This window comes from Bradyrhizobium sp. FW305-F6 (assembly GCF_058782905.1).
In genome coordinates this window covers 53,886-78,136 of record NZ_JBYSYD010000001.1, presented here as the reverse complement: position 1 = coordinate 78,136, position 24,251 = coordinate 53,886, and the positions used below count along the sequence as shown (strand labels likewise).

At 64.2% G+C, this 24,251-nt stretch carries 23 protein-coding genes; 4 read left to right on the top strand and 19 right to left on the bottom strand.

Annotated elements, in window-relative coordinates:
• Positions 1–35: 35 nt before the first annotated feature.
• The 6 genes from AC3WLX_RS00355 to AC3WLX_RS00330 form a co-directional block, all read right to left on the bottom strand.
• Positions 36–863 carry a tetratricopeptide repeat protein gene (locus AC3WLX_RS00355; RefSeq protein WP_291624580.1) on the bottom strand — a complete coding sequence of 276 codons (828 nt, stop codon included), beginning with the start codon at positions 861–863 and terminating at the stop codon, positions 36–38.
• Positions 850–2,571: a dihydroxy-acid dehydratase gene (gene ilvD, locus AC3WLX_RS00350; RefSeq protein ID WP_492334282.1), complete on the bottom strand. Its 1,722-nt coding sequence runs from the start codon at positions 2,569–2,571 to the stop codon at positions 850–852. The genes AC3WLX_RS00355 and ilvD overlap by 14 nt, the downstream gene beginning before the upstream one ends.
• A 1,061-nt stretch (positions 2,572–3,632) precedes the next feature.
• Positions 3,633–3,890, bottom strand: coding sequence for a hypothetical protein (locus tag AC3WLX_RS00345; RefSeq protein ID WP_291624853.1), 258 nt, complete (start codon positions 3,888–3,890; stop codon positions 3,633–3,635).
• 205 nt (positions 3,891–4,095) lie between these two features.
• Positions 4,096–4,308 carry a hypothetical protein gene (locus AC3WLX_RS00340; RefSeq protein ID WP_492335888.1) on the bottom strand — a complete coding sequence of 71 codons (213 nt, stop codon included), beginning with the start codon at positions 4,306–4,308 and terminating at the stop codon, positions 4,096–4,098.
• A gap of 150 nt (positions 4,309–4,458) precedes the next feature.
• Complete coding sequence (locus AC3WLX_RS00335) at positions 4,459–4,635, bottom strand: hypothetical protein (protein ID WP_291624855.1); 177 nt, start codon at positions 4,633–4,635, stop codon at positions 4,459–4,461.
• Positions 4,636–4,750: 115 nt separating this feature from the next.
• Positions 4,751–6,487, bottom strand: coding sequence for an adenylate/guanylate cyclase domain-containing protein (locus AC3WLX_RS00330; protein ID WP_492334281.1), 1,737 nt, complete (start codon positions 6,485–6,487; stop codon positions 4,751–4,753).
• 316 nt (positions 6,488–6,803) lie between these two features.
• On the opposite strand from AC3WLX_RS00330, the gene AC3WLX_RS00325 reads away from it, so the two are divergent.
• The gene (locus AC3WLX_RS00325) at positions 6,804–8,969 is read left to right on the top strand and encodes a lytic transglycosylase domain-containing protein (RefSeq protein WP_492334280.1); all 2,166 of its coding nucleotides are present in this window, start codon (positions 6,804–6,806) and stop codon (positions 8,967–8,969) included.
• A gap of 112 nt (positions 8,970–9,081) precedes the next feature.
• Here the strand turns inward: AC3WLX_RS00325 and AC3WLX_RS00320 are convergent, their stop codons facing one another.
• From AC3WLX_RS00320 to pdhA, 9 genes are all read right to left on the bottom strand, one after another.
• Positions 9,082–10,053 carry a tripartite tricarboxylate transporter substrate binding protein BugD gene (locus AC3WLX_RS00320; RefSeq protein WP_291624866.1) on the bottom strand — a complete coding sequence of 324 codons (972 nt, stop codon included), beginning with the start codon at positions 10,051–10,053 and terminating at the stop codon, positions 9,082–9,084.
• Between the two features lie 184 nt (positions 10,054–10,237).
• Positions 10,238–11,479, bottom strand: coding sequence for a threonine synthase (locus AC3WLX_RS00315; protein ID WP_492334279.1), 1,242 nt, complete (start codon positions 11,477–11,479; stop codon positions 10,238–10,240).
• Positions 11,480–11,610: 131 nt separating this feature from the next.
• Positions 11,611–13,032, bottom strand: coding sequence for a dihydrolipoyl dehydrogenase (lpdA, locus tag AC3WLX_RS00310; RefSeq protein ID WP_492334278.1), 1,422 nt, complete (start codon positions 13,030–13,032; stop codon positions 11,611–11,613).
• A gap of 17 nt (positions 13,033–13,049) precedes the next feature.
• Positions 13,050–13,283 (bottom strand): hypothetical protein, encoded by a 234-nt coding sequence (locus tag AC3WLX_RS00305; protein WP_492334277.1) that lies wholly within the window; start codon positions 13,281–13,283, stop codon positions 13,050–13,052.
• Positions 13,284–13,309: 26 nt separating this feature from the next.
• Positions 13,310–14,671: a pyruvate dehydrogenase complex dihydrolipoamide acetyltransferase gene (locus tag AC3WLX_RS00300; RefSeq protein ID WP_492334276.1), complete on the bottom strand. Its 1,362-nt coding sequence runs from the start codon at positions 14,669–14,671 to the stop codon at positions 13,310–13,312.
• A 63-nt stretch (positions 14,672–14,734) separates the two neighbouring features.
• Positions 14,735–15,187 (bottom strand): nucleoside deaminase, encoded by a 453-nt coding sequence (locus tag AC3WLX_RS00295; protein WP_061881818.1) that lies wholly within the window; start codon positions 15,185–15,187, stop codon positions 14,735–14,737.
• Positions 15,188–15,189: 2 nt separating this feature from the next.
• Positions 15,190–15,492 carry a DUF5076 domain-containing protein gene (locus tag AC3WLX_RS00290; protein WP_028136212.1) on the bottom strand — a complete coding sequence of 101 codons (303 nt, stop codon included), beginning with the start codon at positions 15,490–15,492 and terminating at the stop codon, positions 15,190–15,192.
• 3 nt (positions 15,493–15,495) lie between these two features.
• Positions 15,496–16,899, bottom strand: a complete 1,404-nt coding sequence (locus AC3WLX_RS00285) for a pyruvate dehydrogenase complex E1 component subunit beta (protein WP_492334275.1) — start codon at positions 16,897–16,899, stop codon at positions 15,496–15,498.
• A gap of 28 nt (positions 16,900–16,927) precedes the next feature.
• Positions 16,928–17,950, bottom strand: coding sequence for a pyruvate dehydrogenase (acetyl-transferring) E1 component subunit alpha (pdhA, locus tag AC3WLX_RS00280; protein ID WP_492334274.1), 1,023 nt, complete (start codon positions 17,948–17,950; stop codon positions 16,928–16,930).
• 324 nt (positions 17,951–18,274) lie between these two features.
• On the opposite strand from pdhA, the gene AC3WLX_RS00275 reads away from it, so the two are divergent.
• A complete protein-coding gene (locus AC3WLX_RS00275) occupies positions 18,275–19,504 on the top strand; it encodes a hypothetical protein (protein WP_492334273.1) in 1,230 nt (409 codons plus the stop codon).
• A gap of 8 nt (positions 19,505–19,512) precedes the next feature.
• Positions 19,513–19,743, top strand: coding sequence for a hypothetical protein (locus AC3WLX_RS00270; RefSeq protein ID WP_492334272.1), 231 nt, complete (start codon positions 19,513–19,515; stop codon positions 19,741–19,743).
• A gap of 91 nt (positions 19,744–19,834) precedes the next feature.
• Here the strand turns inward: AC3WLX_RS00270 and adh are convergent, their stop codons facing one another.
• Positions 19,835–21,352, bottom strand: a complete 1,518-nt coding sequence (gene adh / locus AC3WLX_RS00265; RefSeq protein ID WP_492334271.1) for an aldehyde dehydrogenase — start codon at positions 21,350–21,352, stop codon at positions 19,835–19,837.
• Here adh and AC3WLX_RS00260 point away from each other — a divergent pair.
• Complete coding sequence (locus AC3WLX_RS00260) at positions 21,345–21,545, top strand: hypothetical protein (RefSeq protein ID WP_492334270.1); 201 nt, start codon at positions 21,345–21,347, stop codon at positions 21,543–21,545. The genes adh and AC3WLX_RS00260 overlap by 8 nt on opposite strands.
• A 10-nt stretch (positions 21,546–21,555) precedes the next feature.
• On the opposite strand, the gene AC3WLX_RS00255 is transcribed toward AC3WLX_RS00260, so the two are convergent.
• The 3 genes from AC3WLX_RS00255 to AC3WLX_RS00245 form a co-directional block, all read right to left on the bottom strand.
• Positions 21,556–22,515 carry a helix-turn-helix domain-containing protein gene (locus tag AC3WLX_RS00255; protein ID WP_492334269.1) on the bottom strand — a complete coding sequence of 320 codons (960 nt, stop codon included), beginning with the start codon at positions 22,513–22,515 and terminating at the stop codon, positions 21,556–21,558.
• Positions 22,516–22,713: 198 nt separating this feature from the next.
• The gene (locus AC3WLX_RS00250; RefSeq protein ID WP_492334268.1) at positions 22,714–23,031 is read right to left on the bottom strand and encodes an FtsB family cell division protein; all 318 of its coding nucleotides are present in this window, start codon (positions 23,029–23,031) and stop codon (positions 22,714–22,716) included.
• 101 nt (positions 23,032–23,132) lie between these two features.
• Positions 23,133–24,020 (bottom strand): helix-turn-helix domain-containing protein, encoded by an 888-nt coding sequence (locus AC3WLX_RS00245; RefSeq protein WP_291626468.1) that lies wholly within the window; start codon positions 24,018–24,020, stop codon positions 23,133–23,135.
• Positions 24,021–24,251: the final 231 nt, after the last annotated feature.

Genomic DNA, 24,251 nt, shown 5'->3' with positions numbered 1-24,251 from the left:
ACGCCTTCGGCTAATCCGCCCGACGGGGCCCGCGCCTAATCCCTACGCCCCTGCACCCACTGCTCCAGCATTTGCAGGGCCATGGCGCGGTCGTCGTCGGAGGCCTTGGCGAAGGCGCGGTTGTAGCTTTCCTTGATCCAGACCTCGTCGGCACCGGCGCTGTCCCGCGCCAGCGTCAGCCACATCAGGCCGCGCGCCGCCTGCCGCGGCAGCCGATCGCCGTTGAACAGCATCTGGCCGAGCAGCGCCTGAGCCTGGTGCTGGCCCTTCTGGGCGGCAAGGCCAAGCCAGCGCGCCCCGTAACGGTAGTCCTCGCGCGAGGCGTCCGGGGTCTTCAGATACAGACGGGCGAGATCGTACTGCGCGTCCGCGTTGCCGAAATAGGATGCGGCATAGGAGAACATCTCCCGGGCGCGGTCCGGATCGGCCTTGACCTTCGAGTTCGGAATGCCAGCCAGATAGTAGCGGCCGAGCGCGACGAAGGCGTTGGCCACGATCTGCGCTTGCGGCGCCGAGGGGCTGTCCTCGGCATGGGCGTTGGCGATCCGGCTGAAATATTCGAACGCACGCAGGTCGTCCTGGGCGACGCCGTCGCCATTGGCGTACATGCGGCCGAGCTTCCACTGCGCGATGGGGTGACCGCCCTCGGCGGCATATTGCAGCGCGCTGAGCGAAGTTTCCTGGGTGGCGGCGGCCGGCGGCACCTTGGTGCGGAGCGCCCCCGCAGCACCCGGCAGCGTGGTCACGACCGGAATCGTCGCATCCTTGGGGTTGACCGGCGCGCCGTCGAAGGCGAACGCCGGCGCGGCCAGCGCGGCCGCCCCCAACACAAACGCAACTGTGGCACGCCTAAATGTCCGCATAGCACTGTTTCTCGTGCGCGCCGCCCGGATGGGTCACTGCCCCCCCGACCGCTGGTCCAACCTGCTGAGCATATTTCCAGAGCGCACCCGACGTATGGTTAGTCGCGCGCGCGCTCCATTTGGTTTTGCGCTGGGCGAGCTCGGCGTCGCTCAATTTTACGTTAAGGGTACCGGCGACGGCGTCGATCTCGATGATGTCGCCGTCCTCGAGCAGCCCGATCGGGCCGCCGACCGCCGCCTCCGGCCCGACATGGCCGATGCAGAAGCCACGGGTGGCCCCGGAGAAGCGGCCGTCGGTGATGAGCGCGATCTTGCCGCCCATGCCCTGGCCGGTCAGCGCTGCCGTGGTCTGGAGCATTTCCCGCATGCCGGGACCGCCCTTCGGCCCCTCGTAGCGGATCACGATGACTTCGCCTTCGCGATAGGTGCGCTTCTGGACCGCCTCGAAAGCATCCTCCTCACGGTCGAAGCACCTGGCCGGACCGGTGAACCTGAGGTTGGACATTCCCGCGACTTTCACGATCGCACCTTCTGGCGCCAAATTCCCCTTCAGGCCGACCACACCGCCTGTAACGGTGATGGGCTTGTCTGCCGGGTGCACCACGTCCTGGTGCGGATTCCACTTCACGCTCTTGAGGTTTTCGGCGATCGTGCGGCCCGTGACGGTAAGGCAATCACCGTGCAGGAAGCCGTTGTCGAGCAGCGTCTTCATCAGAAGCGGTATGCCACCTACTTCAAACATGTCTTTGGCGACATAACGGCCACCCGGCTTCAAATCCGCGACATAAGGTGTCTTTTTGAAGATTTCGGCGACGTCGAACAGGTCGAACTTGATGCCGCATTCGTGCGCGATCGCCGGTAGGTGCAGCGCAGCATTGGTCGAGCCGCCGGACGCGGCGACCACGGCCGCCGCATTCTCCAACGCCTTGAGCGTGACGATGTCGCGCGGCCGGATGTTCTGGGCGATCAGGTCCATCACCTTCTCGCCCGCAGTCATGCAGAAGGCGTCGCGGATTTCATACGGTGCAGGGGCACCGGCCGAGTAAGGCAGCGCGAGGCCGATCGCCTCGGACACGGTGGCCATGGTGTTGGCGGTGAACTGCGCACCGCAGGCGCCCGCCGAGGGGCACGCCACGCGCTCGATCTCGTCGAGATCCTCGTCCGACATGGCGCCGACCGAGTGCTTGCCGACGGCCTCGAACATGTCCTGCACCGTGACCTGCTGCCCGCGGAAATTGCCGGGCAGGATCGAGCCGCCATAGATGAAGATCGAGGGCACGTTGAGGCGGACCATCGCCATCATCATGCCCGGCAGCGACTTGTCGCAGCCGGCGAGCCCGACCAACGCGTCATAGGCGTGACCACGCACCGTCAGTTCGACCGAGTCGGCGATGCATTCGCGCGACGGCAGCGACGAGCGCATGCCGTCATGGCCCATGGCGATGCCGTCGGTGACGGTGATGGTGCAGAACTCGCGCGGCGTGCCGCCGGCCGACGCAACGCCCTTCTTCACCGCCTGCGCCTGGCGCATCAGCGCGATGTTGCAGGGAGCGGCTTCATTCCAGCACGAGGCGACGCCGACGAAGGGCTGGTGGATCTGCTCGGTGGTCAGACCCATGGCGTAGAAATAGGACCGGTGCGGCGCGCGCGCAGGGCCTTCCGTCACGTGACGGCTCGGCAGCCTCTGCTTGTCTGTCTTCGCGTCCATCGCAACCAGTTTCCCCGGCCAACCCTTTCAGACCCGAAAAATCAGAGCCAAGATTTGAATCGACCTTGGATTTTCTCGTCGCCTTCGAAGACCGCCGCTGCTCTCAAAACATTAGAGCGATTTTATTCATGGTCGGGTGTGGCTAAAAAGCGGCGGCGACGCGAACCGGCGGTGATAACGGTTAAATCGGCGATAGGTGTTGCGGAGACGGCACAATCGTTACCAGGAAGCCACGCACGGGCTTACCAAGATACCTCACAACCATAACCGTCTACAACTTTTGATTTCACGCCACGGGAGCTGCACCCCGCTGCGGCTCGCACACGGGATGCGCAGGTGAGTCGAGGCGGTGAGTGTATGATGGCGCACGTACAGGACACGCCTTCGCAGCCTCGCGGCGCAATTCGCCCGAGCTTTGCTTCATCCTTCGCCCCTCCAAAACCAAGAGGGCACAGGGAAGGCCGGGTGCTGACAACGCACCCGCGGTCTGCTGCGCAATAGGCACACGCAGGAAAACCGCACAGCAGCATACAGGTGGTGCCGATCACTCGGCCTTCCCTGCGCGATGGTCGGACGGCTTATGCCGCGCTCTCCCGGGAGCCGAGTTCCTTCTGGCCTCCCTCCCCCTCACGGAAGTCACCGTCCCTCACGCCGGTTGACGCGAGAGCCGCCTCCGCAAAAGCTAGACCGTAGCAACGACGGCCAGGACCACACGGTTTTGCCGTACGCACGGCCCGCCATTTCGCCGCAGTTTTCCCTGGCACCGTCGACAGCGCCGGAAACTTACAGACGAGACGAGACCTAGCAGCGCCGTTCGTCCGCGCGCGGCCGCGAGCTCTCCGGGGACTACCCTCCCTGCCCGCACCTTTCGCGCCCGACGCTGCCGCGTCCACCGCAAGCCCGGTTCGCGAACGTGACGACCTCACGATCGCCCCTCAAGAATGAGCCGGGATGGGCGAGACATACGTCAAAACCGAATTTCGGTAAAGCGGAATATTTTCGCGGCGGCAGGTTGACAGAGGGCGAAACAGGCACCGACCAGAGGAGCGTAGCCCGGCCGCTCAGCTCCGCACTCGCGAACGCTGGGCCTGGGCCCAGGCGACGGCGACGTCGCGTGGCGGGACATCGACCCGCCTGACGGGAGTCAACTCGCCGGAGGCCGAGACGATGGCGGTCTCCTCGCGCCGGCAGCGCGTGCAGACGAAGCGGACCTCGTGCGGCGACGGGGACCAGTTCGACCGCTTCACATTGGCCGCCATCGGCCAGGCCTCGCAATGCGAGCACGACACCAGAAATCGACCGGGATCGAGCATACCCATTCCATCGAACTCCGCTTCCTGCCGCTTCCTTCAATAATTAACCCATGTAGATCGTTCCGGTGCCAAGCACCACCGGCCGTCAGCCGCGAACTTTTGGCCGTGGTTTCCTCATGCGCTGTGCAGGCAGCCAAGCTCGTCGAGCTCGGCCTCGGAATGACGGGGATGACTGGATCTCGCGTCCCATGCAAGGCGGAGGCGGTCCCGCTCAGCGGGCGCCCCTCAACGTACAGGAGGTCGTGCAAGTGACCGTCGTGCCGCGGTCGCACGATTTGCAGGCGGCGACGCACTGGTTCATGTCGCGTGGATTGTAGCTGTAGCTGCGCAACGGGCAGGCCGGCATCGTCGAGCCGGTGATGTCCTGCTCCTGGTCGCAGGCCGCCGTCATGAGCGCGAACATGATCACCGCAACGAGGCGCATGGGATTGCCCCTGTCAGGCATGGCAGAACGACTCTCGCGAGACACGCTGCATTGCAGCGAATTCCGGCCTTCCCAGCTGGCGTCGCCGGTCACGACGCCCGCTTGCGCCGAGAATGCGCGCCAAACGTTAAGAACGGATTGTAGTCTAGTTCAGGCCGCAGCCTTGGCCGCGATCGCCTGCCGCATGTCCACGGCCAGCTGACGGTACTCTTCCCCGAGTTTCAGATAAAACTCGCGTTTGCCGCTGTCGGTGGCGAGCTTGGCAATCAGCTCGCATTCGGCGGTGAGCGTCTCGAACCGTTCCAGCCTGTCCTCGAGATGTGTCATCGGCGTGTCCCCATCAGACGCCTCAGGGACGTCGAGCCTAAGCCCGGGAAATAGGTCATGACGAACATCGTTATGGAGTAGAACCACTTTTTCCGTGCCGGGCGGAGAGGCGCGGCTATTTCTGCTCCAGCCGCCAGCCGCCGTCCCAATCGCCAGCCGGCGGATTGGCCTCGAACTCCGCGATGCGGCCAAGCATCGCGCGCGAGGGGCCGTCACCGGGAACCGCTTCCAGCGCCGCGTTGAAGGCGGCGCGGGCTTCGTCGAAGCGCCTTGCGCGATAGGCGGCGAGAGCTTCGGCATAATGCGTACGCAACGTCACTTGCGCATCGCTGAGTGCGCCCGGCCTCGCCATCACCTCGAAGATCGCCTGCGGTGCGCTTTGGCCCGCGACCGCCAGACGATCGACTTCGCGCAGCTCGAGGCCGGATCCAATGGCGTCCGCAGTCGCCTGCGAGACCAGGATGCGGGTGCCGTAGACCTTGTTGACGGCCTCAAGCCGCGAGGCGAGGTTCACCGCATCGCCCATCACGGTGAAACTCATCATCAGCTCGGAGCCGATGCTGCCGGTCAGGACCTCGCCGGTGGCGATGCCGATGCGTAGATCGCAAGGCGCGGGCATGGCGCGAATGCCGAGCAGGTCCGGCAGCTGCTTCTGCAGAGCGGGCACCTGGTCCGCCATTTCGACCGCGGCAAGTCCGGCGAGCAACGCCTGCTCGCCCTCCTCGACGAAAGGCGGGCCCCAATAGGACATGATGGCGTCGCCGATATATTTGTCGATCACGCCACGATTGCGCCTGATCGGCGCGGACATCACGGTGAAATAGTGGTTCATCACCTTGACGAGGCCGCGCGGGGTCATGCCTTCGCTCATCGAGGTGAAACCGCTCATGTCGCAGAACATGATGGTCATCACCCGGCGCTCACCGTCGACGGCGACCTCCGGCCGTTCGATCAGGCCCTGCACCACCTTGGGGTCGATGTAGCGGCCGAAGGTCTCACGGATGCGCTCGTTGGTCCTGAGCTGCTCGATCATGCGGTTGAAGGCCGCCGCGAGTTCGCCGATCTCGTCCTGCGTGGAGACGGTGATGGGCCTGTCGAACCGGCCCGCCTCGACCTCGCGGGTGCCGGCGAGCAGCAGCCGCACCGGGCGCGTGATGCCGCTACTCACCATCAGCGCGAAGACGAACCCGACGATCGCCGCGAGCAGGGTCACGACCCCCGAAACGATGATCGCCTGATGCTGACGGCTGATCACCTGCGCGGTCGAGAAATAGACCTGTGTCAGCATGTCGGCGCGGATCGCGTCGACCTTCTGGTTGAACTGGCTGCGCAAGACGTCGAGATGCTCCAGCGTTCCGCGGGCCTCGGACATCTGCTTGGCCTCGACCTGCTTGAGGAGCTTCACATGCCCTTCGCTCAGGTCGCGGCGCAGCTCGGTGACGGCGGTCTCGATGCGGCTGTCGATCCGCCCCAGCGCGGCGTTGTCGGAATACGTCCTGGGGTCGTCGATGATCAGGTTGATCAGCTTGCGCGCGGCCTCCGCCTCCTCCTCGATCCTGCGGTCCGATGCCTCGAAGTCGCGAAGCCTTGCCGCGTAGGCCTCCTCGTCCGAGGGCGACTCCATCCTGGTCATGACCATCCGCCGCAGCGCCAGCCCCCGCTCCAGCGAACGAATATTGGTACGCGCCAGATGGCTATAGGCCGGGATGTAACGGTTGGTCAGCTCGTCCAGGAGGATGCCGACCTGGCTCGACATCACCATCGACAGGATCGAGGTGACCAGCATGAGGACGATCAGTCCGAGCGCGATCCCTACGATCTTGCGCCGGATCGACTGGTTGAAAATCGGCATAGGTACGGCAAAGGCTGAAGGGATGGAACGGTGGAACTCAATACACGGAATCGACCCTGGGAACACGCGCAATATGGCTGATCTGACGTCCTGGACGGAGTGCGATCGTCGCGCGAGCCCGGATCGTTAACAAACATTGAAGCCGCAGCACTTCGTCGTTTCGGAAGTTCCCCCGTTCCAATCCGCATTTTGCCGCATTGTTGCGGCAGCGTGAGGACGCGACACGATGCCGGTGCATCTCACGGTATTTCGATTCGCAAGCCGCATGTCGCCGCGGACCTTGGTTTGAAGTGGTTTTCGCAGGGGGGACCATCGCATGAACCAGTGCCTACGCTCGCTCGCGTGTGTCGTTGCCGTGGCCGCGATGGCCCTCCTTCCCGCCGAGTTGGCCGCGAAGAGCAGCCACAAATCCTCCGCGCAGAAGAAGACCCATGAGGCGAAAGCCGGCAAGCACCGCCATGCCGCCGCCGGCAAGACGCGGCACGGCAAGCACGTCGAGGCCAAGCGCAAGTCGAAGAAGACGGTCGCCGCGGACAAGCCCGCACCGCCGCCGCTGACCGGCGATTTCGCCGCGCTGAAGGACGTGGTCGATCTCGCGCGCAAAGGCAAGAACGATGATGCGGCCGCCGCACGCGATCGCATCGCCGATCCCGCCGGACAGAAGCTCGCCGACTGGTTCATGCTGCGCCATCCCGACAGCACCGCGAATTTCAAGCGCTACGCTGCCTTCCTCGCCGCCAATCCCGACTGGCCGAGCAGCGCCCTGCTCCGCCGCCGCGCCGAGGCACGGCTGTGGCAGGAGAAGAGCGACGCGGCCACCGTGCATGCATTCACGATGGATCGCCCGACCAGCGCCAAGGGCAAGTTCGCGCTGGCGCGCGTGCTGCTCGCCGAGGGCGATGCCGACCGTGCCGCGCGGCTTGTGCGCGAAGCTTGGCGCACGGAGGAACTGTCCGAACGCAGCGAGCAAGACGCTTACGAGGCGTTCCGCGATCTCCTTGCGGCGGACGATCATCGGGCCCGCATGGACAAGCGCCTCGGCGCCAAGGACTATGCCGGTGCCAGGCGCGCGGCCAAGCGGCTTGGCGAAGACGCGATCGCCATCGTCAAGGCCTGCGCCGCCGTCACCGGCAAGGCGAGCAAGGCCAAGGATCTTCTTGAGGATGTCGTGGCCGAGGAGCGGCGCGATCTCGGCTATGTGCTGTGCCGCGCGCAGTGGCATCTCCAGAACGACCGCATCGACGACGCCGCCGAGGTGATCCTCGCGGCCGCGCCCGAGACCATGGCAGCGCAGGACACCGACGCCTGGTGGCGCGAGCGCCGCATGCTGGCGCGCAAGCTGCTCGATCAGGGCAAGTCCAGGACCGCCTATGACGTGGTGCGCACGGCCGCCGTGCCGGACAAAGAAGTCTATCGCGTCGACTACCATTTCATGTGCGGCTGGATCGCGCTGCGCTTTCTCGACGATCCCAAGACGGCGATGGTGCATTTCGCCTCGATCGATGCCGGTTCGTCCAATCCGATCGCGCTGTCGCGGGCGCATTACTGGCGCGGCCGCGCCGCTGAAGCCATGGGCGCGACGGCCGATGCGCGCATGAGCTACCGGGCGGCGGCGCGCTATCACACCGCCTATTACGGCCAGCTCGCCCGCGCCAGGCTCGGCCTCGAAGGCATCGAGCTGCGGCCGCCCTCGCCCGTGCTGGCCTCGGCCGATGCGCAGCCTGCGGACGAGCGCGTACGCGCCGCCGACATGCTCTACGGCATCGGCGAGCGCGACATGGTGTTCTACTACGCCGAGGATTTCGCCAAGGAGAGCACCGATGCCGCCGCGCTCGAGGCGCTCGCCGAGCTCGCCGGCCGGCGCAACGATGCGCGCGTGATGCTGGTGGTCGGCAAGACCGCGCTGGCGCGCGGGCTCGCGCTCGATCATTACGCCTTCCCGACCATCGGTATTCCCGAGCACAAGCAGGTCGCGCCCGCGATCGAGACCAGTGTGATCTATTCGGTGGCGCGCACCGAAAGCTCGTTCGACCAGCGCGACAAGTCGCACGCCAACGCGGTCGGGCTGATGCAGGTGACGCCGGAAGCGGGACGCGACACCGCAAAACGCTTCGGCCTGACCTACGACTGGGACAGGATGGTGTCCGATCCCGTCTACAACACCCAGATGGGCGCCGCCGAGCTCAGCGCGCTGTTCTCCGAATATCGCGGCAACCAGATCATGACCTTCGCCGGCTACAATGCCGGGCGGGGCCGGGTGCGCGAATGGGTGCAGACGCGCGGCGATCCCCGACATCCCAATGTCGATCCGGTCGACTGGGTCGAACGCATTCCGCTCTCGGAGACGCGCAACTACGTCCAGCGCGTGATGGAGAACGTCCTGGTCTACCGCACGCGATTCGAAGGCAGCGGCGTGATCGCGGGCAAGAGCGATGAGCGTGTCGTGACGAAAGATGCGAGCGCGGCGACGTCGGTGGATTAGGCGCCGGTGGCGGAGCAGCCGTAGGGTGGATTAGGCGCAGCGTAATCCACCAACGTGTTGATCCGCGGATGCGAAGAGGTGGATTACGCTGCGCTAATCCACCCTACCAAGATCAATCCACCTTGATGTTGGCGGCCTTGATCATCGGCCACCATTTCGCGATCTCGGCCTTCTGGCGCGCTCCGAGCGCGTCCGGGGTGAGCTGATCCTTCGGCGTCATCTCCAGGCCCTGGCTTTCGAGCTGCTTCCGCACGGCAGGATCGTTCAGCGCCTCCACGGCTGCGGCATTGAGCTTGGTCACGATCTCCTTCGGCGTGCCCTTCGGCACCCACATGCCCGACCACAGCGTCATGGTGAAGCCTTTCAGGCCGGCCTCTTCCGCGGTCGGGATCTCCGGCGCCGAGGCCAGGCGCTTGTCATCGGTGACGGCGTAGGCGCGGATCGTGCCGGCGCGGACCTGACCGATCGAGTTGGAGGTCTGGTCGACGATGATGTCGATCTGGCCGGCGATCAGGTCGTTCAGCGCCGGCGCGGTGCCGCGATACGGCACGTATTGCAGCTTGATGCCGGAGACGTTCTCGAGATAGACGCCGGCGATGTGGCTTCCCGAGCCGGCGCCGGCGGTGCCTGCGGTCGGCGGCGACGGACGCGATTTCAGCCACTCGAGCAGCTCCTTCAGCGAGGTCGCGGGCACCGCGTTCTTGCTGACGACGATCATCGGATTGCTGGGCAGCAACACCACCGGCTCGAGGTCGGCGACGAGATCGAATTTGAGCTTGTAGACGGCGCCGTTGGCAACGTGGGTGCCGAGATGGCCGAACGAGATGGTGTAGCCGTCCGGCGGCGACTGCACAGCACGGGCAACGCCGATCGAGCCGCCTGCACCGGTGACGTTCTCGACCACGACGGGCTGGCCGAGAGCGGCGCGCATCCGCTCGGCAAGCACGCGTGCCATCGCATCGGACGGTCCGCCGGCGGCGAAGGGCACGATGACGGTGATCGGACGGGTGGGATAGTCATCGGCGCGTGCGGCGCCGACAGCAGCGAGAATAGCAAACAGCGCAGCCCAGACGGCTTTCGTCATTGTTCTCTCCCCAGCGATATCATTGTTGTTTTTTCTTCACCTCGCCCCGCTTGCGGGGAGAGGTCGAATTGCGAATCAATTCTGGTGAGGGGGAGTCTCCGCGAACTCAACTGTCACTGCGTTTGCGGAAACAGCCCCTCACCCCGACCCTCTCCCCGTAAGAACGGGGCGAGGGAGAAGCGAGTTAGAACTGCGAATAGTCGATCGGCTTGTGGCGGTCGAGCGTGCGGGTGACCGGCGGCAGCGGGTACTTCAGGCCGGTCGCGCAGTTGAACAGCATGACGCGGTCGGCCTTCGAGACGCGGCCGTCGGAGAGGCTCTCCTTGTAGGCGGCGTAGGTGGCGGCGCCTTCGGGGCAGAGCAAGAGCCCCTCCTCGCGTGCGACCTCGTTCAGCGCCGATGAAATCTTGTCGTCGTCGACCGCGATCGCAAAGCCCTTGCTCTCGCGCACCGCGCGCAGGATCAGGAAATCGCCGATCGCCTGCGGCACGCGGATCCCCGACGCAATGGTGTGGGCGTCCTCCCAGCGGGTCGCATGCTCGGTACCGGCCTCATAGGCGCGCACCATCGGCGCGCAGCCGGAGGCCTGCACCGCGACCATGCGCGGGCGCTTGCTTCCGATGAAGCCGATCTTCTCGAGCTCGTCGAACGCCTTCCACATGCCGATCAGGCCGGTGCCGCCGCCGGTCGGATAGAAGATTACGTCGGGCACGTCCCAGCCGAGCTGCTCGGCGAGTTCGAGGCCCATCGTCTTCTTGCCTTCGATGCGGTACGGCTCCTTCAGCGTGGAGGTGTCGAACCAGCCGACCTTGGCCTTGCCCTCGCCGACGATCTTGCCGCAATCATCGATATAGCCGTTGACGCGGTAGACGGTCGCGCCCTGCAGCTCGATCTCGCTGACATTCACCTCGGGCGTATCCGCCGGGCAGAAGATCGTGGTCTTGATGCCGCAGCTCGTGGCGTAGGCCGCGAGCGCCGCGCCGGCATTGCCGTTGGTCGGCATCGCCATGTGCTTGATGCCGAGCGCCTTGCCCATCGACACCGCCATCACGAGGCCGCGCGCCTTGAACGAGCCGGTCGGCAGCCGTCCCTCGTCCTTGACGATGATCTCGCCGCCGCCGAGCTTCTTTCCGAGCTTGGGCAGCCGGATCAGCGGCGTCGTGACCTCGCCGAGCGAGACGATGTCCTGGCATTTGCGCACCGGCAGCAGCTCGCGGTAGCGCCACATGTCGCCGGGGCGCTGCGCCAGCGCGTCCTTGGTGAGGGCCTTCTCCACCCCGGCGAGGTCGTAGCGCACCAAGAGCGGCTTGCCGGCCTTGGAGAGGTTGTGGACCTGGTCGGCGGCGTAATGATCGCCCTCCATCGCACACTCGAGATGGGTGACGAAGGTCGGGCGTTCGATGGTGAGGTTGTCGTTGTCGTGCATGGCTCGATTCTTTCTTCTTCCTTGTTGCCAGTTTCTTGCCTCCGTCATTGCCGGGCTTGCCCCGGCAATCCATCTCACGAAGAGCGCTTCGCCAGATGGATGCGCGGGTCAAGCCCGCGCATGACGAGCGGTCAAATATTCAAGACCCTTCCATACGCATCCAGGACGGCTTCCTTCATCATCTCCGACAGGGTCGGATGCGGGAACACCGTGTGCATCAGCTCTTCCTCCGTGGTCTCCAGGTTCATGGCGACGACGTAGCCCTGGATCAGCTCAGTGACCTCGGCACCGACCATGTGGGCCCCGAGCAGCTGGCCGGTCTTCTTGTCGAAGATCACCTTGACCAGACCCTGGTCCTCGCCGAGCGCAATCGCCTTGCCGTTGCCGACGAACGGGAAACGTCCGACGCGGATCTCGCGGCCGCCCTCTTTCGCCTTGGCCTCCGTCAAACCGACCGAGGCGACCTGCGGATGGCAATAGGTGCAGCCCGGGATCAGGTTCTTGTCCATGGGATGCGGATTGAGGCCCTTGATCGCCTCGACGCAGATCACGCCCTCATGCTCGGCCTTGTGCGCGAGCATCGGGGGACCTGCGACATCGCCGATGGCGTAGATGCCGGGGACGTTGGTCTTGCCGTAGCCATCGACCACGATGATGCCGCGGTCGGTCTTCACGCCAAGCTTTTCGAGACCGAGATTCTCGATGTTGCCGACGACGCCGACCGCCGAGATCACGCGCTCGAACTCGGTCGTCACCGGCTTGCCCTTGCCGTCGTCGATGGTGGCGACGACGCTGTCGGCCTTCTTCTCCAGCTTGGTCACCTTGGTCGAGGACATGATCTTGATGCCCTGCTTCTCCAGTCGCTTGCGCGCGAGACCCGCGATCTCGGCATCCTCGACGGGGAGGATCTGCGGCAGCACCTCGACCACGGTGACGTCGCTGCCCATGGTGTGGAAGAACGAGGCGAACTCGATGCCGATCGCGCCGGAGCCGACCACCAGCAGCGACTTCGGCATCCGCTCCGGCACCATCGCCTCGAAATAGGTCCAGACCAGCTTCTTGTCAGGCTCGAGCCCCGGCAGCACGCGCGGCCGCGCGCCAGTTGCGACGATGATGTGCTTGGCCTGATAGGTCCCCTCGCCCAGCGCGCCCTTCGGGCCCTCCACGTCGGACTTCTTCACGGTGACCTTGCCGGGCGCGTCGATCGAGGCCGCGCCCCAGATCACGCTCACCTTGTTCTTCTTCATCAGGAAGCCGACGCCATCGTTGAGGCGCTTGGAGACGCCGCGCGAGCGCTGCACCACGGCCTTCGGATCGAACGAGACCTTCTCCGCCGACAGGCCGTAGTCTTTGGCGTTCTGCATGTAGTGGTAGATCTCGGCCGAGCGCAGCAGCGCCTTGGTCGGGATGCAGCCCCAGTTCAGGCAGATGCCGCCGAGATAGGATTTTTCGACGATCGCGGTCTTGAAGCCGAGCTGCGCGGCGCGGATCGCCGCAACGTAACCGCCCGGGCCGGAGCCGATGATGATGACGTCGATGGATGTGTCGGCCATGGCGGCTCCCGTTCAACTCAAGACGTGATGCCGCGGGCGCGGCGCTTGAAGACAACAAACCTGACCAGCCATTCGATGATCCCGACCAGGACCAGGATGGCCAGCGCGCTCAACACGACCGGCTGAGCGATGTTCCGCGACAGCTGCTCTCCGGAGAAGAAGGCTGACCGAAGAAAATCGAGCCCGATCGGATTGAGCGCGACGACGGCGCCGAGCAGCAGCGATATCCATGGCCAGCGGGTCCGGACCATGCAAGGTTGCCCCCTCTGCCGTCGCGTCAGACCATCATCATCACGGGGTTTTCGATCAGCTGCTTGAACGCGCCGATCAGCTCGGCGCCGAGCGCGCCGTCGATGGCGCGGTGATCGCAGGACAGGGTCACGCTCATCATGTTGGCGACCTCGATCTTGCCGCCGCGCACCACGGGACGCTCCTCGCTGGTGCCGACCGCAAGGATGGTCGCATGCGGCGGGTTGATCACGGCGGTGAAATGGCTGATGCCGTACATGCCGAGGTTGGAAACCGCCGTGGTGCCGCCCTGGTACTCCTCGGGCTTCAATTTGCGGGACCGTGCGCGCGCGGCAAAATCCTTCATCTCGTTGGAGATGGTCGACAGCGTCTTGGTTTCGGCTTTGCGGATGATCGGCGTGATCAGGCCGCCGGGCATCGCGACGGCGACGCCGACGTCGGAATGGTGGTGCTTGACCATGCCGCTTTCGGTCCAGCTGACGTTGCAGTTCGGGATCTTCTGCAGCGCCACCGCCATCGCCTTGATGACGAAGTCGTTGACCGAGATCTTGTAGAGCGGCTTCTTCTCCTTGTCCTTCGGCGCGGCGGCATTGATCTCCTCGCGGGCCGTGAGCAGCTTGCCGATGTCGCAGTCGATGGTGAGGTAGAAGTGCGGGACGTTCTGGATCGAGGCCGTCAGCCGCTGCGCGATGGTGCGGCGCATGCCGTCATGCGGGACGACGTCGTAGGAGCCGGGCTCGAACAGCGACAGGATCTGCTTGTCCGACATGGTCGGCGCGATCGCGGGCGCGCCCGATGGTGCGGCGGTGGGTGCCTTGAGGCCCTTGCCGGATTTGGCCTGCTCGACGTCGCGGGCGACCACGCGGCCGTGCGGACCGGTGCCGGTGACCATCGACACATCGATGCCGGCTTCCTTGGCCAGACGCCGCGCCAGCGGCGACGAGAACACGCGGCCACCATGGCCATTGGCTTGCGCAGCGGGAGCCGCAGCCTGCGGCGCGGGTGCCGCGGCAGGCTGAGCCTTGGGTGCAGCCGATGCAGGCGTTGGAGCCGGCGCAGCGGCGGAAGCCTCGGCGGGCTTCTCTGCTGTCTTCGGCGGTGCGGCCGACGCACTGGGCTTGGCGCTACCAGCCGCCTTCACGTCCTCGCCTTCGCCGGCGAGCACGGCGATCACGTCGTTGACCGGGACGTCCTGCGTGCCCTCCGGCACCAGGATCTTGGCGATCGTGCCCTCGTCGATCGCCTCGACCTCCATGGTCGCCTTGTCGGTCTCGATCTCGGCGATGACGTCGCCGGATTTGACCTTGTCGCCTTCCTTCTTCAGCCACTTGGCGAGGTTGCCCTTCTCCATCGTCGGCGAGAGAGCGGGCATCAGGATGTTGATGGGCATGCTGACCTCAAGACAAACTTTGCAAAACGTCGTCTTTCGACAGCGAAGACGAACGGACCAGGTTTAGTTGCCGATGTCGCCCTGCCACAGGCGCTCATTGGCCGGGATGGAACGCCAATTCTTCATCATCGTGATGGAGCGGTCGTCGGCGAGGTCGATCCAGGGAATGCCGAACTTGTCGAGGATGTCCTTCGAGCCCTCGAAGGTGACGGATTCCCCGATCACCACCAGCTTGACCTTGAACAGCCCGAGCGCACCCGCGCACATCGAGCATGGCGACAGCGTGGTATACATGACGGTGTCGTGAAACGAGATCGCGCCTGCTTCGCGCAGGCAGCTCATCTCGCCGTGCAGGATCGGATTGTTCTCCTGCACGCGGTTGTTGTGGCCGCGCGCGATGATCTTGTTGTCACGCGTCAGCACTGCCCCGATCGGCAGGCCGCCCTGCGCGATCGAGGTTTCCGCCTCGCGGATCGCTTCCAGCATGAAATCGTAGTGATAGGACTCGATCGCCATGGTCAGTGCCCCTTGCCGCGCGGCGTCGTGGTGCCGGTGTCGGTGGGACGCTCGATCTCGGCCTGGAACATCTCGAGGATCCGGTTCAGCGCGTCCTCCTCGGTATATTCGCTCTCGCGCGCATAGGCGCGCGCGGCATGGCGGGCGAGATCGACGAGGAGCAGGCCCCACATGTCGGGCTCCTCGAAGGCGCGCTGGAACGCCATCGACAGCCCGCCGTCCAGCACGAACACGCGCAGGATCTCGACCGCGTCGTCGCGGGCCATGACGTCGGGCGGCAGTGGCTGCTCCTTGGGGCCCGCCATGATCTACCTGTAACAGACGGCTTTGGCGGCCTCGACGACCTCGGCCACCGACGGCAGCGCGAGCTTCTCCAGGTTGGCCGCATAGGGCATCGGCACGTCCTTGCCGGAGACGCGCGTCACCGGCGCGTCCAGATAGTCGAAGGCATTCTCCATGATCCGCGCGGCGATCTCGGCGCCGACGCCGCTCTGGGCCCAGCCCTCTTCCACCGTCACCGCGCGGCCGGTCTTCTTCACCGAGTTGATGATGGTCTCGGTGTCCATCGGGCGCAGCGTACGCAGGTCGATCACTTCGGCCTCGATGCCGTCCTTGGCCAGCTCGTCGGCGGCCTTCAGCGCATAGGTCATGCCGTTCGACCAGGCGACGATGGTGACGTGGCTGCCGGTGCGGACGATACGCGCCTTGCCGATCGGGATGATGAAATCATCCAGCTTGGGGACTTCGCCGGTGTGTCCGTAGAGCACCTCGTTCTCGAGAAAGATCACCGGATTCGGATCGCGGATTGCGGCCTTGAGCAGACCCTTGGCGTCGGCGGCCGAATACGGCGCGACCACCTTCAGGCCAGGAATGTGCGAGTACCAGGACGAGTAGTCCTGGCTGTGCTGGGCGGCGACGCGGGCAGCCGCGCCATTCGGTCCGCGGAACACGATCGAGCAGCCCATCTGGCCGCCGGACATGTAGAGGGTCTTGGCGGCGGAGTTGATGATCTGGTCGATCGCCTGCATGGCGAAGTTGAAGGTCATGAACTCCACGATGGGCTTCAGCCCGGCCATCGCGGCGCCGACCCCGACGCCGGCAAAGCCGTGCTCGGTGATCGGGGTGTCGATCACGCGCTTGGCGCCGAATTCCTGCAGCAGGCCCTGGGTGACCTTGTAGGCGCCCTGATATTCGGCGACCTCCTCGCCCATCACGAACACGTCGGCGTCGCGACGCATCTCTTCGGCCATGGCATCGCGCAACGCTTCGCGGATGGTCTGCGTCACCATCTCGGTGCCGGCAGGCACCTCCGGATCGGGCTCGGCGACCGGCTGCGGCGCCGATGGCGCGGCCTTGGGCTGCGGTGCCTCGGCCTTGGCGGCGTCGGGCTTGGCGGCCGGGGGTGCCGACTCCGCCGCCTTCTCCTGCTTCGCCGGCGCGGACGCCTTGGCGAGATCGGCCGCGCTCTCGCCGTCGGCGAGAATGGTGGCGATCGGCGTGTTCACCGCGACGTCGGCGGTGCCCTCGGGGATCAGGATCTTGCCGAGCGTGCCCTCGTCGGTCGCCTCGACCTCCATGGTCGCCTTGTCGGTCTCGATCTCGGCGATCACGTCACCGGACTTGATCGTCTCGCCCTCTTTCTTCAGCCATTTGGCGAGGTTGCCCTTCTCCATCGTCGGCGACAACGCGGGCATCAGCACTTGAATTGGCATATCTTCTCCAAGGAAAGCTTGCGCGCGTTCAGCGGTAAACGTCGGTCCAGAGCTCGGCGGCATCCGGCTCGGGATCATGCTGGGCGAAATCGGCGGAGGCGTTGACGATGTCGCGCACCTCGGCGTCGATCGCCTTGAGATCGGCCTCGCTGACCTTGGCGGCCAGGAGGCGGTTGCGCACCTGCTCGATCGGATCCTGGTCGTGGCGGACCTTCTCGACCTCCTCGCGTGTGCGATATTTTGCAGGATCGGACATCGAGTGCCCGCGGTAGCGATAGGTCTGCATCTCCAGGATGAAGGGTCCCTTGCCGGCGCGGCACCAGGCCGCCGCCTCCTCACCCGCAGCCTTGACGGCGCGGACGTCCATACCGTCGACCTGCTTGCCGGGGATGTTGAAGGACGCGCCGCGCTTGGAGAAATCCTGCTGCGCCGAGGCGCGCGAGACCGAGGTGCCCATGGCGTAGCGGTTGTTCTCGATGACGTAGATCACCGGCAGCTTCCAGAGCTCCGCCATGTTGAAGCTCTCGTAGACCTGACCCTGGTTGGCCGCGCCGTCGCCGAAATAGGTGACGCTGATATTGTCGTTGCCGCGATAGTGATTGGCAAAGGCGAGACCGGTGCCGAGCGAAACCTGGGCGCCGACGATGCCGTGCCCGCCGTAGAAGTGCTTCTCCTTGCTGAACATGTGCATGGAGCCGCCCTTGCCCTTGGAATAGCCGCCGCGGCGGCCCGTGAGCTCGGCCATGACGCCGTTGGCGTCCATGCCGGTGGCAAGCATGTGGCCGTGATCGCGATAGCCGGTGATGACCTGATCGCCCTGTTTCAAGGCCATCTGCATGCCGACCACGACGGCCTCCTGGCCGATATAGAGGTGGCAGAAGCCGCCGATGGCGCCCATGCCGTAGAGCTGACCGGCCTTTTCCTCGAACCTGCGGATCAGGAGCATGTCGCGGAGCGCCTTGAGCTCCTGCTCCCGGGTGAATTCCGGTGGCGAGCCGCCTTCGGTCTTGTCCTGTGGAGGGCTTGCGGCGGCTTTCTTGGGTGCGGCCATGGGAATTCCGGGTCAGAGAAAACTTTCGCCCTCTCTAACCCAACTCAAACGCCCTTGGAAAGCACCGCGGCGAGATGGCGCGACTTTCATTATGCCGCACTGCAACGTGATCGAAACATTGCAAAATCTTTGGCGCAGATCGGGCAACAAACTTGATCGTGCCTAGCCACCGCATCCTAACGAAGTCTACTACTTCAAGTCGTTTGCTCTGGTAGCCGACGCGACGCCGCCCCGCGGCCGCCCAACAGCCGCGACCACCATGTCGCTTCTCAGACCTTGACCCAAGCGACGTACTCAGCCAACCTTCGCGAGGGGGTAGTAGGCATGCCAGGAAGCAACCTACATAAGCGCGTCCTATTGTTGGGACCAACAGGCGTCGACAAAGCCGCTGCCGTGCAGCGCGTGCTTGGTCGACTCAAGGCAACTCTAGGCCACGAATACCGCTTCATTGATTTCGAGAACGAACATCTGAAGCAGCACCTGAATGTACGAAATTGGACTGTATTTCTCGCACAAGACATTTCCGCTCAAGCAAGCACATGGCGAAAGGGTTGGGAGGAGCTAAGGGCGAGTCTCGATGGAGAAAGCACCATTCTCGCAATGCACGCGACCTACGTGAGCAGTCCTTTAGGACTAAGAAGCCCCATACATATACCGAGCATTTGCGAGGATTTCAAACCAACTCTCATCATCTCTCTGATTGACGACGTCTATCAAATGTGGAGTCGCACCGAAGCAAGGGCGGATGGACAAGAAATCAAAGGGCGCCCCACATTCGAGCAACTACTAGTCGCGCGTCGCGCCGAGCAACTGCTCGGAGACTTAATCTTATCACACACAGGAAATCCAAGAGCTCGACACATTCTCTGCGCCGCGGGCAATAATGTCGATGCGCTCATAAACCTAATGATATTTGATGCTACTGTAACGTACCTTTCGTTTCCAATCAGCGCCCCCAGAGAAATGCTCGACAAGGGTGACAGAACATTCGTCGATGTCATCAACGAGGCCCATCAGCGCGCTGCGACCGAGATGAGCAATAACCGGGAACGCTCATTTATTTCCCCATTGTCGATCGATGAATTGCCACTTGTCTCAAAAATACAATCCGCGGGGGACAATGAATCGATAGAATTTGATTGCGAGAATGATCGGTGGAACTTGAAAGAACTATGGGGAAATGCCGACCTATCAATTCTACCGAGCTTGACTGGCCCGAGGCAATTTCCCAGAAAGCAGCTTGAGGCAGCCTTCGGTACCGTCCGGACAGACGTCGGATGGCGAGATCGGCGGCTTGTGCTGCAATCAAACTCCCTTGCCATCGTGTGTCCCAAGCCACCAAACGAGGACCGAATCACAAGGGGCGTCAACGAAGAAATCCAAACCGCCGTACCGCTTGGGATCATCTGCAACATTTGGCAAAAGCCCGAATGGGATCCTGACGATTTCGTCGGCAAACGTTTTCCGCCGGCCGGATCAATGGGTATTGGACAAACCGAGGCAGCTGTTCAAAAGCTGGAATCTCTCGACGCTCTGATTCGCGCGAAACCATAGAGGCTTTCATGCAACTCGCGGTTACTATTCAGCAGAAGGATCTAAACGAGCTGAAGGGCTTGATCCTCGCGGTGCGAGAAGCCCTAAGCGCGGGGAGTGTGACCGTGCTAGAGGCGCCGGAGGATATGAACTATCCCTACCCGACGCCGATTCTTACAATTCGCGAAGACGCTACTAGGCGGCGTCTTTATGGAACTGAAGCCGTTGAAAAGCTGAAGGACTTGGCTGGCCACCGCTGATTTGAACCGATATTGAAGCACTAACCGTTCCGCGTAGACAGATTGACGAAGGGGGCGGGCCAATATTGCGCCGCCCTCTCCGACCGTCCGATCAGAAGAAGCCGAGCTTCTTCGGGCTATAGCTGACCAGGAGGTTCTTGGTCTGCTGATAGTGATCGAGCATCATCTTGTGGGTCTCGCGCCCGACGCCCGACTGCTTGTAGCCGCCGAAGGCCGCATGCGCGGGATAGGCGTGGTAGCAGTTGGTCCAGACCCGGCCGGCCTGGATCTCCCGGCCGAAGCGGTAGCAGCGGTTGGCATCGCGGCTCCAGACCCCGGCACCCAAGCCGTAAAGCGTGTCGTTGGCGATCTCGAGCGCTTCGTCGTCGGTCTTGAAGGTCGTGACCGAGACCACGGGGCCGAAGATCTCCTCCTGGAAGATCCGCATCTTGTTGTGGCCTTCGAACACGGTCGGCTGCACATAGAAGCCGCCGGCGAGATCGCCGGCGAGTTCGGCACGTCCGCCGCCCGCGAGCACCTTGGCGCCCTCCTGCTTGCCGATGTCGATGTAGGACAGAATCTTCGTCAGCTGCTCGCCAGAGGCCTGAGCTCCGATCATGGTGGTGGCGTCGCGCGGGTCGCCCTGCTTGATCGCCGCGACGCGCTGCAGCGCCCTCTCCATGAAGCGGTCATAGATATCCGCGTGGACCAGCGCCCGGCTCGGACAGGTGCAGACCTCGCCCTGGTTCAGCGCGAACATGACGAAGCCTTCGATTGCCTTGTCGAAGAAATCGTCGTCCTCGGCGGCGACGTCCTTGAAGAAGATGTTCGGCGACTTGCCGCCGAGCTCCAGCGTGACGGGAATGAGGTTCTGGCTGGCGTACTGCATGATCAGCCGGCCTGTCGAAGTCTCGCCGGTGAAGGCGATCTTGGCGATGCGCGGGCTGGAGGCCAGCGGCTTGCCGGCTTCCAGACCGAAGCCGTTGACGATGTTGAGCACGCCCGGCGGCAGGATGTCGGCGATGACCTCGGCCCAGACCATGATCGAGGCCGGAGTCTGCTCGGCGGGCTTGAGCACCACGCAATTGCCGGCGGCCAACGCGGGTGCCAGCTTCCAGCAGGCCATCAGCAGCGGAAAGTTCCAGGGGATGATCTGGCCGACAACGCCGAGGGGCTCGTGGAAATGATAGGCGATGGTGTCGTGGTCGATCTCGCCGATCGAGCCTTCCTGGGCGCGGACGACGCCGGCAAAGTAACGGAAGTGATCGATCGCGAGCGGGAGGTCAGCGGCGCGGGTCTCGCGGATCGGCTTGCCATTGTCCCAGGTCTCGGCAATTGCAAGGCGTTCGAGATTGTCTTCCATGCGGTCGGCGATCCGATTCAGGATCGCGGCGCGCTCGGCGACGCTGGTACGGCCCCACCCGGCCTTGGCGGCATGTGCCGCATCGAGCGCCGCCTCCACATCCTGCGCATCGGACCGCGCGATCTTGCAGACGATCTGGCCGGTCACTGGCGAGGCATTGTCGAAATACTTGCCGGAGATCGGCGGCACGAACTTGCCGCCGATGAAATTATCGTAGCGTTCGGCAAAGGGAACCTTGGTGACGCTGAGGAACTCCACCTTGTTCATTGATCACTCCCGCTGTTTGCTGTTGGCGCAATTCGTCGCGTTGGCGCGACTTGCCCGGACGATGTCGCGGGAGGTGATGTCTGTCAGCCCGTGGGAAAACGATGGCGCGGCCGACCTGTCGCAGTTCTGCGACAGGTTCGTCGCAACAGCGATGCCGCGCGGCGTTCGGGTCACGGGATTGGGGGGTCAGTAACCTGCCCGGCTCAATGGTTCAGACCGAACCGCTTCAGCTTCCTGTGCAGCGTTGCGCGGCTGACGCCGAGCGCCTTGGCAGCCGCCGAGACGTTGCCGCCGGCGCGGAGCAGCGCCCGCTGCACTACCGCGCGTTGACCGCCGGCAAGATGATCGCGTGCGGTATCGTCGCCGAGAAGGTCGGCGGCGGGCACCGGCTGCAACGCCCGGCCGGGTGCCATTCCAAGCGCCATCCGGGCCGAGCGGGTCGCGCCGATCACGAGATCGTCCGCATCGACGGCGATGAGGCCGCTGCAGCTTCCGTCCGCCGCGTGGGTCAGCACGATGCGGGCATTGGCAAAGGCCTTGCGAAACAGGTCGGCTTCGATGCGCCGGGCGGCCTCGCCTGCCGCAAACCCGATCAGGCTGGAAAAGGCGTCGGTCCGGTCGGCGCGGCAGGAGGAGACGTCAAGCACGCCCGCGAGCGCCGCCTCATGGTCGTAGATCGGAACGGTGGTACAGCTCAGCAATGTGTTGCGGGCAAAGAAATGCTGATCACGGTCGATCGTCAGGGGCCGCTGCTCGACGAGGCAGGTGCCGATGCCGTTGGTCCCCTCATGCTCCTCGCTCCAGAGCGCACCGGTCCACAATCCCCAGGACTGAAAGGTCGCATCGTCCGCCGGCGTGCCGCGACGGTCCACGGGCACGCCCTCCCCGTCGGCGAGCAGCACGCAGCAGCCGCTGGCCCCAACGGCCTGGTAGAGCCGGTCCATTGCGCCTTGGGCCGCCGCCAGGAGCGGCGCGACCCTCTCTCGGGCCCGATGCAGCTCGGCTTCGGTCAGGCGCAGCGGCGAGGTGCGGCCACCGGGATCGAGATGATGCAATCTGGACGAACGGCGCCACGAGGCCACGAGCGCGGACCTTGCCGCCTGGCCTGACGCGATGGCGGCCTCGACGCGGGCCGCGTGATGCGCGGGCCTCGACCCATTCATCACAGTTTCCTTCGGATGACAGACTAGAATGGACCGGCGCCATCCGTTTGATCTGCGTCAACTTCGAGAAGCGCCACGGAAAGCCATGCCCCCGCCGCGCCGCTGTCGTCAAGACAGCCGACGGGTTCCGGACTTAAGACCTTCGCGGGAAAAAAACGCTCTTCGGCGGGATTTCGGCGCGGTTGCGCAAGCCCAACGCTACTTAACTGGAATCATCCGAACAAGATCGCGCGGATGGACATAGTCGAGCTGGAAGCGTGCCCGCTCGTCCAGCATGTCCGGGTCGATCTTCTCGGGCCGCAGCAGCGACACCCGCTGCTCGCTCCTGACGCGCTCGCGCTTGAGCTGCGCCAGTTCGCTGGTCAGCGCGATGATCTCCTGGTCGAGTTCCTGGCGGGCGTTGAGGCCGTATTTGCCGGTGTAGGCGTTGACGCCGAAATAGCCGACGATGGCGGCCGCCATCGCGTAGAGGGCAAGGCCGGTCAGGATCGATTTCAGGCGCGCGCGCGAGACCATCTTCGGAAGATGGGACAGGTTGGTTAAGGGAGTGCTAATTCCAGGCCATCGCATACCCAACCTTCGTGGTCAGGAGCGGGTCCGATTGTGACGCAGCAAGACTAACTCAGGCAGCTCTTGCGGTATTCTGCGGGCGTGATGTTGAGCTGCCTGCGGAAGATCCGGTTGAGATGGCTCTGATCGGAAAACCCGCACAAGAGCGCAATCTCCTTCAGAGCGAGCCGGTCCTTGCGCAGGTATTGGCACGCGCGCTGCACCTTGCGGCTCAGCACATAGGCATGCGGCCGCATGCCGTAGTGGACCTGGAACTTGCGCGCAAACTGCACCGGCGTGCAGTTGCAGATGTTGGCGAGTTCCTCCAGCGTGATGTTCCTCGACATGTTCTGCTCGACATAGTCCTCGATCAGCCGCGCGTGGGCCGGCCTGAAGCGTCCCTGGGCACAGGGCATCCTGAATTGCACGGAGGCATATCTTCGCAGGAGGTGCACGCTCGCCTGAAGTGCCAGCGCGTCATAGCACAGCCGCCCGCCCGGAGCGCCTTCGGACACCTCCTGCACCATGCGGTCGCCGATCCAGGTCAGCACAGGATCCTCGATCCTGAGCAGGTCGTGAAGCTCGATGCCTTCCGGATCGCGGTCGAATGCTTCGCTTGCAGTCTTCGCCATCAAGGTCGGGGAAATGTAGAAATGGCTGACCTCGATGTCTTGGCTCCAGCGCCAGTTCGAAGGCTCCGCGCGCGTCAGCAGCGTCGTGACGCCGCGGCCGACATGATCCTGCTTCCAGTGGCCGGTCACGCGGCGGTTCATCGACGTTGCGCCTTCGCGGTACACGACGATCAGGAAGTTCTCGTTTGGCGGCACCCAGATGTCGGACGGCGCATAGCGGAAGACGCGCAACCGAAAGTCGGACTTGCCCACCGCCGAACTGTCCAGCATCAGCTCGCCGGGCGCGTAGCTTGGCAGCTCCTCGACCGTGATGAACTGGCCCATCGCACGAGCCTCCTCCCAGAGATTATGTGGCGCGGTTGACCGCTTCCGCTTCTCATTGGCCGATCGGCAGGAGGGGAGCATAAGCCGGTTTCGCCGTTTGCCAAGCTGGTCGAAGTCCGGCGCCGGGCTTCGTTCAAAGGATTGTCGATTCCGTTCAAGCCCGAAAGCTCGGCCGCCACGTAGCCTGCTCGCGTTCCAGGCAGAGCAGGAGAAGCGGCGGAACAGCCGCGG